This is a genomic window from Flavobacterium branchiophilum FL-15 (assembly GCF_000253275.1).
GTDB lineage: Bacteria > Bacteroidota > Bacteroidia > Flavobacteriales > Flavobacteriaceae > Flavobacterium > Flavobacterium branchiophilum.
Window position 1 is genome coordinate 1,973,509 of the sequence record NC_016001.1, and the last position, 12,565, is coordinate 1,986,073.

At 29.2% G+C, this 12,565-nt stretch carries 8 protein-coding genes; 7 read left to right on the forward strand and 1 reads right to left on the reverse strand.

Going from position 1 to position 12,565, the window contains the following annotated elements; genetic code table 11:
• Window positions 1-9 precede the first annotated feature (9 nt).
• Entirely contained in the window at window positions 10-4,353 is a 4,344-nt protein-coding gene (locus FBFL15_RS08540) for a CusA/CzcA family heavy metal efflux RND transporter (RefSeq protein ID WP_014084212.1), read from the reverse strand.
• A gap of 221 nt (window positions 4,354-4,574) precedes the next feature.
• Between FBFL15_RS08540 and FBFL15_RS08545 the strand changes: the two genes are divergently transcribed.
• The 7 genes from FBFL15_RS08545 to FBFL15_RS08575 all read left to right on the forward strand — a co-directional run bounded on the left by FBFL15_RS08545 (window position 4,575) and on the right by FBFL15_RS08575 (window position 12,507).
• Window positions 4,575-5,354, forward strand: coding sequence for a Rossmann-like and DUF2520 domain-containing protein (locus FBFL15_RS08545; RefSeq protein ID WP_014084213.1), 780 nt, complete (start codon window positions 4,575-4,577; stop codon window positions 5,352-5,354).
• A complete protein-coding gene (locus FBFL15_RS08550; protein ID WP_014084214.1) occupies window positions 5,347-5,856 on the forward strand; it encodes a KdsC family phosphatase in 510 nt (169 codons plus the stop codon). The genes FBFL15_RS08545 and FBFL15_RS08550 overlap by 8 nt, the downstream gene beginning before the upstream one ends.
• Before the next feature lie 36 nt (window positions 5,857-5,892).
• Window positions 5,893-6,837 carry a geranylgeranylglycerol-phosphate geranylgeranyltransferase gene (locus FBFL15_RS08555; RefSeq protein WP_014084215.1) on the forward strand — a complete coding sequence of 315 codons (945 nt, stop codon included), beginning with the start codon at window positions 5,893-5,895 and terminating at the stop codon, window positions 6,835-6,837.
• Window positions 6,830-7,414, forward strand: a complete 585-nt coding sequence (locus tag FBFL15_RS08560) for a Maf family nucleotide pyrophosphatase (protein ID WP_014084216.1) — start codon at window positions 6,830-6,832, stop codon at window positions 7,412-7,414. Before FBFL15_RS08555 ends, FBFL15_RS08560 begins: the two co-directional genes overlap by 8 nt.
• 137 nt (window positions 7,415-7,551) lie before the next feature.
• Window positions 7,552-9,282 (forward strand): sodium:solute symporter family protein, encoded by a 1,731-nt coding sequence (locus tag FBFL15_RS08565; protein WP_014084217.1) that lies wholly within the window; start codon window positions 7,552-7,554, stop codon window positions 9,280-9,282.
• A 68-nt stretch (window positions 9,283-9,350) separates the two neighbouring features.
• Window positions 9,351-11,282, forward strand: a complete 1,932-nt coding sequence (locus tag FBFL15_RS08570; RefSeq protein WP_014084218.1) for an LTA synthase family protein — start codon at window positions 9,351-9,353, stop codon at window positions 11,280-11,282.
• Window positions 11,283-11,304: 22 nt separating this feature from the next.
• Window positions 11,305-12,507 (forward strand): LETM1-related biofilm-associated protein, encoded by a 1,203-nt coding sequence (locus FBFL15_RS08575; RefSeq protein ID WP_014084219.1) that lies wholly within the window; start codon window positions 11,305-11,307, stop codon window positions 12,505-12,507.
• Window positions 12,508-12,565 lie beyond the last annotated feature (58 nt).

Here is a 12,565-nt window from a genome sequence, read left to right on the forward strand (position 1 = left end):
TTGTTTCATTTATAAATTATTAATGTTTTGAGTATATTGTATTTCTAATTGTATCTTATTGAATTCTAATACATTATCCAAGTAATCTGATTGAATATTGGTTACATTTTCTAAACTTTGAATGTATTGGAAAAAATCAATTTCGCCATGCTTGTAACTGCTATTGGCTACTTTTAAAATTTCGTTTGCCAATTTTTTTCCAACTTGATTATAGTAATTTATGCCTTCTTGAAATTTATTTAGTTCATTGATTTTCTGAAGGTTAATTTGATTTATTTGATTTATTTCATAGTCTTTTTGGTATTCAAATCGATCTTTTTCTAATTGAGCCACTTTTATTTTTGATTGATGACCAAAATATAATAATGGTACCGCAATCCCAATTTGAAAACCATGCACTGGGGATGTAGCACGGTTTTTACCTTGAAAATATTCTAAATTGATTTCTGGTAATAATTGTTTTTTATGCCAATTCAATTGGGCTTTATTTTGGTTTGAAATACTTTCTAAATAATTGATATACAATTGTTTATTACCCATTTGTTCAAGATTAGATATTGGCTCTATGGATTGATTAACAATTACAATAGGTTCATTTTGAGGTACATACACTTTTATCAATTCATATTGAGCCTTTTTTTCTTGATTGATTTGAGCCAACACTGTTCTGATTTTTCTAAATTTAGCTTGAGCAGTCATTTTTTCAAGATAATTGGTTTCGCCCAATTCAAATCGTCTGTCGCTGGCTTTTGAAAAATTCTGATACAAACTATCCAAATAAATATACAATTTTTCTTTATGTTGAAGATAAACAATTTGATGATACAAAGAGGCAATTTGCCATTTTAATTTATTTTTTTGAATGTCAAATCGGGCTTTTTCAGTTGCTGATTCGGATTCAAGCCATTTTTTTTGAGCATTATACACACTGGGCAAACTCCATCTTTGTTGAATCCCCAAAACATTCAAGGGAACATTATTGAGACCTAAATTATTTTGATCGTAGCCATAATACAGGTTTGTTTTATCAAATGTATAAGCTGATTTGACATTTTCATTCATTTTTTGAATTTGCAATTCACCTGCTTTTATCATTTTATTATGTTCTAAAGCATTGTTAATCAATGAGTTTAATTCTGTATTAGAGGATTGAGAAAACCCAAAAGAAGAGAATAGCATCAATAAGACTACCATTAAAGTAGGTTTTTGAGTATTTAATTTTGAAAATTTAAGTGTTTTTTCATTCATTACTTTAAATAATATAGGTAAAACAATCATCGTTAATATGGTTGCAGAAAACAAACCACCAATAACCACCGTGGCAAGTGGTCGCTGTACTTCTGCACCTGCCGATGCCGAAATGGCCATAGGCAAAAATCCTAAAGCTGCTGCGGCAGCGGTGAGTAAAACGGGTCTTAATCTATCAGAAGTTCCTTTCAAAATTAAGTCATCCATTGTTTCAAAACCTTGATGTTTAAGTTCTTTAAAATGTTCTATCAAAACAATTCCGTTTAAAACCGCTATGCCAAAAAGTGCAATAAAACCTACACCAGCAGAAATACTAAAAGGTAAATCTCTTATCCAAAGTAATAAAATGCCTCCAACAGCCGAAAGTGGAATGGCAGAATATACCATTAACGCCTCTTTGATAGAACCAAAAGCAAAATAAAGTAAGATAAATATTAAAAATAAAGCAATCGGTACAGCAATCATCAAACGGGCTTTGGCACTTTGTAAATTTTCAAATTGACCGCCATAAGCTATCCGATAACCTGTAGGTAATTTTATTTTGGATTCTATAATTTGTTGTATATCAACTACTACACTTTGCATATCACGGTTTCTGACATTGATACCAACTACAATTCTGCGATTGGTATTGTCTCTGGAAATTTTGGCGGGCCCTTCGGTATAGCTAATCATAGCCAGTTCATTTAACGGAATTTGATGGCCAGATGGGGTTGTAACATACAAATTTTGAATGTCTTCGATGCTGGTTCTATTAGATTTGTCCATACGGATGACCATGTCAAAACGTTTTTCACCTTCAAATACATTGCCCACCGTTTTACCAGCAAAGGCCAAGGCAATGTGGTCGTTCAAATCGGCAATGTTCATGCCATAACGAGCTATTTTAGACCGGTCATATACAATAGCCATTTGAGGCAATCCTTCTGTTTTTTCGACAATAATATCAGAAGCCCCTTCAACATGTGCGATTGCCTTTTTAATTTCGTCTGCTTTTTGTGCCAAAATTGACAAATCTTCGCCAAATATTTTTATAGCAACATCTGATCTTGTACCAGAAATCAATTCATTAAACCGCATTTCTATGGGTTGTGTAAATTCTATATCCATATTTGGAATTTGATTTGTAATAGCTTTCTTTATCATATCGGCCAATTCGTCTTTTGAACTTGTAGAAACCCATGCTGATTTGGGTTTTAGTTTGACAATTATATCACTTTCTTCCATGCTCATAGGGTCTGTTGGCACTTCTGCAGCACCAATTCTACTGACAACTTGATTGACTTCAGGAAAATTTTTCAAAATAATATTCTCTATTTTGGTAGTTGTTTCGATTGTTTTACTCAAAGTGGTGCCTGTTTTTAAAACAGGTTGAATGACAAAATCGCCTTCATCCAATGTAGGAATAAACTCTCCACCCATGGTAGAAAATAATACAATAGACAAAATTAGTAAACCCAATGCAGCATACAACACTTTTTGAGTATGAGCCAAAGCCCATGTTATAATAGGCAAATACCATCGATTTAGTTTTCGTATAAGCCTGTTTGACAAACTGTTATGATTTTCTACCGTGGGTTTCAAAAACAACGAGGCTACAACGGGTACGTATGTAAAACAAAACAACATGGCACCTAACAATGCAAAACTAAATGTCATGGCCATTGGTTTAAACATTTTGCCCTCGATACCCGACAATGATAAAATTGGAATAAAAACTATCAAAATAATTAGTTGTCCAAATACAGCAGAATTCATCATTTTTGATGCACTTTTGTATGTAATTTCATCTATTTTTAATTGTTTGTCCTGTTTTGTTAGCGTGTTTAGTTGGTGTGATTGGTGGGCAATTTGAAACGCAATAAACTCCACAATGATGACTGCACCGTCTATAATAATACCAAAATCAATGGCACCTAAACTCATCAAATTGGCATCTATTCCAAAAATGTTCATAAATGAAATGGCAAATAGCAAACACAAAGGAATTACCGAAGCCACAACAAGTCCTGAACGCCAATTTCCAAGCAATAATACTACTACAAATATGACAATTAAACAACCTAATATTAGGTTTTCTGCCACTGTAAATGTTGTTTTACCAACCAATTCGCTTCTTTCTAAAAATCCGTTGATATAAACACCTTCAGGTAAGGTTTTTTGTATAGTTGCAATCCTATTTTTAACATCTGTAATTACTTGTTTTGAATTGCCTCCTTTTAGCATCATAACTTGACCCAAAACTTTTTCACCTTCGCCATTACCTGTAATTGCCCCAAAACGGTTGGCACTTCCTAGCTGCACTTGAGCCACATTTTTTATATAAATTGGACTACCGCTATGGTTTTCAACTACAATATTTTCAATATCTTCAATCGATTTCACCTTGCCTTCTGCTCTAATAAAATAGCTCTGATTCACTTTTTCGATATAAGCTCCACCTGCAATTCCATTGTTTTTAGACAAGGCTTCAAATACTTTGGCTACACTAATATTCATTGCTTTCAATTGGCTTGGATCAATTGCAATTTCATATTGTTTTAAAAACCCACCCCAAGTATTAATTTCCACAACTCCCTTTATACCAGACAATTGCCTTTTGACAACCCAATCCTGAAGCGTTCTTAAATCGGTAACAGTATATTGAGCCTTAAATTCTGGTCGTACCTCTAATGTATATTGATAAATTTCGCCTAAACCAGTAGTAATAGGCCCCATTTCGGGAGTGCCAAACCCTTCAGGTATTTTTTCTGAAGCCGATTTTATTTTTTCAGCTATCAATTGTCGAGGCAAATAGGTACCCATGTTGTCATCAAAAACAATTGTAACCACAGACAATCCAAATTTTGAAATAGACCTAATTTCATGAACGCCAGGCAAATTAGCCATCTCTATTTCAACAGGATAAGTGATGTATTGCTCAATGTCCTGTGTAGATAAATTTCGAGACGTCGTAATCACCTGAACCTGATTGTTTGTTACATCTGGAACTGCTCCAATAGAAATTTGCGTAAGTGAAAATAGCCCAAAACCAAGCACAAAAACAGTAAATAAAAGCACAATGAGCTTATTTTTTAGACTAAAAGCAATGATTTTTTCGAGCATTGTATATTTGATTTATTTTTTTACAAAATTATGTCATTTTTTTAATTTTTATCTTAACAATTGCTTAAGATAATAGTTCAAAATAAAAAAATAAAACCTAAAAATAAATAATCAGAAATAAGTATAAAAAAGAAATTTGACATGGCATTGTTTATCTTTGGATATTAATGTAAATTTGCGACATACATATTTAATAAAGTTTATAAAAAAATATCAATATTTTGTCAAATTTGGATCCCTTAAAACCTTTATATACCATTTCAATAATTGGTTATGGCAATGTGGCACAGCAACTTATAACTGCTTTTTCAGCTATTAAAACCATAAAAATAGTACAATTATTAGTAAGAAATCATAATAAAACTACTATTTCACATAATCAAATTGAGATCATTTCAGAAATGCATCAACTAAAACCAGTAGATTTGATGATTATTGCCGTTACAGATGAAGCAATTGCTAGTGTTTCTGAACAAATACCTATTGAAAATCAGCTAGTTGCCCATACATCTGGCACTGTTTCTATCAACAAATTAGCCAACCATCTTCAAAAAGCCGTTTTTTATCCATTGCAAAGTATTTCTAAAAATATAAAAATGAATTTCAAAAATGTTCCTATTTGTTTAGAAACAAAAGATGAATCAAAAATGGATCTATTGAAACATATAGCACAAAAAATTAGCGATAACACTGTAAAAATAGATTCCAAACAACGAAATACACTACATATAGCAGCTATTTTTGCAAATAATTTTACAAATTTAATGTATGATATTGCTCATGAAATATGTAAAGAAAACAACATCCCTTTCAGTATTTTAAAACCATTAATTCAAGAAACAGCCTTGAAAATCAATGACTTAAATCCTAAAGAGGCACAAACAGGTCCAGCAAAAAGAAAGGATTTTGAAACCATTGAAAACCATATCAATATGTTGCAGAATGACACCTATAGAAAAATTTACCAAATATTAACCCAAACAATTATAGACAATGCCTAAAAGTTATAAACAAATCATGAATCAAATTACTACATTTATTTTTGATGTAGATGGTGTTTTAACAAATAATATGATACAAATTACCAGTCAAGGTGAATTATTAAGACAAATGAACGTACGAGATGGGTATGCAATGCAAAGAGCCTTAGCATTAGGATATAAAATTGCAATTATATCAGGAGGTAAAAATGAAGGGGTAAGAGAAAGGCTTAAAAATTTAGGTATTTATGATATATATTTAGGAGTTCTTAATAAATTAGAAATATATGAAGAATTTATAGACATATATAAAATAAATTCAGAACATATTTTATATATGGGTGATGATATTCCTGACTATGAAGTGATGAAAAAAGTTGGTTTAGCCTGTTGTCCACAAGATGCTTGCCCAGAAATAAAAAATATTTCGCATTATATTTCACACATCGAAGGGGGAAATGGAGCAGTAAGAGATGTAATTGAACAAGTATTGAAAGTTCAAGAAAAATGGACAATATTATAAATAAATAAAAATATTATTCTATTTTAATTATTTTAAATGAAATATTTAGTACTCATACGGTATCAAAATTTATTGATGTTGGCCCTGATGCAATGGCTTTTTAGATTTGGAGGTTTTGATGGAATAGGATTCTTAAAAAACCATAATAATCCATTGGCATTAAACGATTTTCAATATTATTTACTAATTATGGCAACAGTTTGCATTGCGGCAGGCGGATACATCATCAATAACATCCATGATGTGGAAACCGATTTAAAAAACAAGCCCCATCAAGTTGTAGTAGGAATAGCAATTAATGAAAATTTAGCTTATAATTTATATTTCTTATGCACAATAATTGGTGTTTTAATTGGTTTTTACATTTCAAATATAGTAAATAAGCCAAATTTAGCTATAATTTTTATAATTATATCATCTTTATTATACTTTTATGCAACCAATTTAAAACAAAGTTTGATAATCGGGAATATTCTCACTGCATTTGTTTTATCAATGAGTGTCATCATTATTGGTATTTTTAATTTATATCCCATAATCAATAATAATAATATTATATTGATGAAAGTTTTATTTTCTATAATATTTGATTATGCAATATTTACATTTATCATAAATTTTATAAGAGAAATAATTAAAGATATAGAAGATATAGAGGGAGACCGTGAGCAGGACATGCAAACCATACCTATATATTTTGGAATTTCAATTACATTAAAATTAGTATTTATGTTGTTTATTATTTCAATACTAATGATAATATATTATATATACTATTATTTATATGAAAATAATTTATTTTATGCTACTTTTTATAGCTTAATGACTATTTTAGCACCATTATTATATGCAGCAATCAAAACAAGTTTTGCAAAAAACAAACAAGATTATAGTCATTTAAGTTGGGTTTTGAAATGGCTACTTTTATTTGGCATTGGATCAATTGCAATTATTACCTTAAACATACAACAAAATGCTTAAAGAAAAACTTTCAAAATATAACATCATCTTGGCTTCAGGTTCCCCCCGAAGACAACAATTTTTTAAGGAACTTGATATCGATTTTACAATCAAGGTCAAAGCAATTGATGAAATATATCCGAATGAATTAAAAGCAGCTGCAATAACCAATTATTTGTGTAAATTGAAAGCCAAAGCCTATGAAAATGAATTAGAACTAAACGATATCGTAATAACCAGTGATACGATTGTATGGCTAAACGGGGAAGCACTTGAAAAGCCAAAAAATGCTGAGGAAGCAATGACAATGTTACAAAAATTATCCAATCAAACACATGAAGTCATCACATCTGTTTGTTTTAAAACATGTCAATCAGAAATCGTCGTAGAAGACAAAACTTATGTTACTTTTGCAAAACTAAACCAAGAGATGCTAACTTATTATTTACAAAATTATAAACCTTATGACAAAGCAGGAAGTTATGGCATTCAGGAATGGATAGGTTTGGTTGGAATTACAAAAATCGAGGGCTCTTACTGTAATGTTGTAGGACTTCCTACTCACAAAGTATTTGACTATTTTTATCATTTAGATTAAATATTTATTTAAAATAGTTTATGATTATGAACAAAAAAAGTGATAAAAAATGGAAATCTAGCTATACATGGGTGCTTATAATAAATACCCTTTATATTGTTATTTTTTATATTATCATGCAAATTTATGCTTAGACTATGCAACAAATCGATTGGATTGTTTTAATATTAACCTTATTATTTATTGTAATTTATGGAACATGGCGTACAAAAGGAAGTACAAATGTTCAAGATTACCTGTTAGGCAATAGACAAACCTCTTGGAAAGTTGTCGGATTGTCTGTTATGGCTACTCAAGCCAGTGCAATTACTTTTATATCTACTCCAGGACAAGCCTATCAAGATGGTATGGGTTTTGTTCAATTTTATTTTGGTTTACCATTTGCTATGGTAGTGATAGCCATGACATTCATACCTATTTTCCACAAATTAAAAGTTTATACTGCTTATGAATACCTCGAAAAAAGATTCGATTTAAAAACCCGAACCTTAGCAAGTGTACTTTTTTTATTACCCAGAGGTTTAGGAACAGGACTTACAATATATGCACCTTCTATTATATTATCAACATTATTAGGGTGGAATATTACATATTTAAATATAATAATAGGTATTTTAGTAATTATCTATACCTATACCGGTGGTACAAAAGCACTTAATATTACACAAACACAGCAAATGTTTGTTATCATGTTGGGCATGTTTATTGTATTTTATTTGGTTTTACATTTTTTGCCCAACGACATGACGTTTATCAATGCCTTACAAATTGCAGGTGCCAATGATAAAATGAATATTTTGGATTTTTCATTAGATCCCGAAACCCGTTATACCTTTTGGAGTGGAATTACAGGTGGGTTTTTTCTAATGCTTTCTTATTTTGGTACAGATCAATCGCAAGTTGGACGGTATTTAACGGGTAAAACAATATTAGAAAGCCAGAAAGGACTTATTATGAACGGTTTTTTGAAAGTACCAATGCAATTTTTTATTCTTTTAACAGGTGTTATGGTCTTTGTATTTTATCAGTTTAATAATGTCCCCTTAAACTTCAATCCGAATAATAAAATAATAGTTGAGAAAAGTAAATATAAAGAAGAATATAATCTATTAGAAAAAGAATTAACTGCACTAAACGAAGAAAAAAAGGAATATAATTTGCTTTATATAGACCATTTAAAAGAAAATTATGATAATCCAATTTTAAGAAAAAAATTAATTTCATTATCTGCAAAAGAAAAAGATTTACGAGATCAAGCTAAAGAAATTATTTCGAAGGCAGATGATAAAGCAGAAACAAATGACAAGGATTATGTATTTTTACATTTTATATTGCACAATTTGCCAAAAGGTATTTTAGGGTTGCTTCTTGCCGTAATTTTTTCGGCTGCCATGTCTGGTACAGCCTCTGGCATCAACGCTTTGGCCACATCTACTACTTTTGATATTTTTAAAAGAAATATAAAAACAGAAAAAGATGATCAATATTATGTAAAAATAACAAGAATTTTTATATTAATTTGGGGCATAATTGCCATATTGTTTGCCTGTATTGGGTCTTTATTTGAAAACTTGATTCAACTTGTAAATATTATTGGTTCAATATTTTATGGAACCGTTTTGGGCATTTTTATAGCTGGTTTCTATTTTAAATTCATACAGTCAAAAGCCATTTTTTATAGTGCAATTATCAGTCAATTAATAATATTTGTAATCTATTACTTTACTTTTTATAGTTATCCAAACGGACAAGAAAAATTAGGTTATTTGTGGCTTAATTTTATTGGTGCCGTATTAACTTTAGGTTTTGCAAGTTTGTTTCAACTCTATTTAATAAACAGAAATTCAGTATTAGATAAAACCAATTAATTCCATTATACAAATATTTTAATTTATATTTGCATCTATTTTAATTACAATTACAGTATTGCAAATACATGACAAAAAATTTTAGAATTTCAGAATATAAAATCTTATTTATAAGAATATTACTTGCCTATTTATTTTATTTTGTAGCAAGATTATTGTTTTTTATTTATAATTTAGATCTATTAAAAATCAATTCAATTGCAACATTTTTTGAACTATATTATTATGGACTAGCATTTGATACAACAGCCATTCTATATGCCAATAGCCTTTTCATTTTATTATCTATTATTCCGTTTTGGACAAATACAACTCCCAAATACCAGCAAATTTTATTTTATATCTATTTCCTATTCAATAGTATAGCTTATTCATCTAATTTTATAGATTTTATTTATTACAAATATACATTTGCAAGAACAACAATAGTTGTAAAAAATATATTAGAAAATGAAACAAATAAACTCAAACTTTTTAGTGGTTTTCTGATTCACTATTGGCATGTTTTTTTATTATTAATCATTACGTTGTATTTATGGGTTTATATTTATAAAAAAATTAATATAAAAAAATATTTACCCTCAAATAAATTTCAATATTTTGGATCTTCAATAGTTAGTTTTTTAATCATCGTAGCCTTTGTAATAGCTGGAATAAGAGGAGGTGATTTTGATAAATCTACTCGACCAATAAATATTCTTGATGCCAGTAAACATGTAAAATATCCCGCACATTCCGATTTTGTTTTAAATACACCATTTGCAATAATTAGAACCATGTTTAGCAATAGCTTTCAAAAAACTAATTATCCAGAAATAAACCCAAATCTGATACAAAAAACCATTCGGCCTATCAAATTTTACAAAAATAATCCAAGTACTAAGCCAAATATTGTAATATTTATATTAGAAAGTTTTGGTAAAGAATATGTTGGGGCTTTTAATAAAAACACTACAATTCCAAAATATGAAAGCCATACTCCATTTATTGATTCGTTGGCAAAAAATAGTCTAATATTTACAAATGCTTATGCTAATGGAAGACAATCCATACATGGCATGTCGTCTGTTTTGGCAGGAATTCCTTCATTTAAAGATGCATTTACATCATCGCCATATCCTAAACAAAAAATAGAATCTTTGGTATCTACATTAGAATCAATAGGTTACGAAACAAAATTTTTTCATGGAGCAGCCAATGGTTCTATGGGGTTCTTAGGTTTCTCAAACATATTAGGAATCAACCAATATTATGGAAGGACAGAATATCAAAATGAAGCAGATTTTGATGGATTTTGGGGCATTTGGGACGAACCTTTTTTACAATTTATGAAACGTAATTTAGATAATACTAAAAACCCTTTTTTGGCAACAATATTTACAGTAAGTTCTCACGAACCATATAATATACCAAACCAATACAAACAAAAATTTACAGAAAAGCAATTACCCATACACAAATGTATTGCCTATTCTGATTATAGTTTGAAGCAATTTTTTAATACTGCCAAAAAGACTTCGTGGTTTCAAAACACTATTTTTGTGTTTGTGGCAGATCATTGCAATCAAATTTATTATGAAGAATATCAAAAACCAATCAATCATTATGCCATTCCAATCATGTTTTATAAACCTGGAAATCAATATGTTGGTGTAAATGATGACTATGCCCAACAGATTGATATTTACCCAACCATATTGGACATGATAGGTTATCCAAAACCATTTAGAAGTTGGGGGCGCAGTTTAGTTGCACAATCAGAAACTCCTTTTGTAATCAATTCAAACGGAACTTATTATCAATTTTTAGAAGGGCCTTACATTTGTATTTTTGATGGTAAAAAAGCAATTGGGTTTTATGACAAATCAGATAAATCATTGTCTATCAATTTGATAACCAAAAGAAATGCCACGATGAATCAAATAGAAACCAAATGTAAAGCCTTCATTCAAGATTATATGGAGCGAGTTATTGACAAAAAATTAAGTAGTAAAAATTGATTTTTATATATAAATTAGTAATATGATTAATCCATCGGCACCTGGTTGGGTAGAAAAATTTTTTCAGGAACAAAATTTTGAAAACATAAATACAGAAATATCTACTTTCAAATTTTATGAAAATATCAGAAAAACAGGATTAATTTTTGGACACATAGTCTCATTTGATACACCAAAGCAAATGGATAGTTTGCATTGGAAACCCGATGAAAAAACAAAAATTGCTTTGTTAAATACGTTGTATCAGTTGTACTTACGGAATTCAAATATTAAAAATCATACTGATTTTTTGAAAATAATTTCAAAATATTATCTAGAAATTATTCCAAATTCAAATAATATTATTACAAAATTATTTTCAACACAAGATCATAGTTTAAAGTTAGAACAAATTATAGATAGTCGTGTACAAACCAATCAAGATCTTTTAAGTAAAAATTTTTCCAATATTTTAACAAATGCACTTTTATTTATCGACGTATTGGGTTTTGAAAGATATATACATAACGGCTTTATATCTAACAATTATTTTCAAAAAACTGAAGAAATTATTACAAGTATTATATCATTAGCATTAAAATTTAAGCAGCATAAAAGTAAAAATGATGAATTAATTTCAAAATTATTTGAATCTTCTGTAAGATATACCAAATTTTCTAAAATTAATGTTCAAAATATGGAACAACTAGAAGTTGGGTATTTTGATCATATTTTGGAAAAATATTATATGATAGATTTAGCTGGACTGTCGATGTGGAGTGATTTTCAAATAGAAAATGATGAAATCTATTTTTTACATAAATTAGCCGAACTGATGCAAATTGATGATTCATTTGTTGAAAATAGTATTGAGGAAACAAAAATCTATTTTCAACAAAATAAATCTGAAATTCCTTATTTTAATGATGCCAATCCCGTCAAACATTTCTATGACAATACAGCTTTGACTATTGAAGTTTTGATCATTCGCAATAAAAATAGATTATTAAAAGAATTATCTCAAAGCAAAGAATTATTGAAATTATTGGCTATTTCAACACAAAGGGATTTAGATGAAAAAGAAAAAAAGAAAATTAAATTACAACTATTAGATTTATGCAAAACAATTCCTTCTTTAACAATTTTTTTAATACCTGGAGGCAGTTTGATTTTGCCGCTTTTAATTAAATTTATCCCTAAATTACTCCCTTCGGCATTTAATGAAAATTTAACAGAAGAAGATTAAATTTTCATTTACATTTTAAATTACATTAAGATATTCATATCTACCTCAAGCTGTTTTA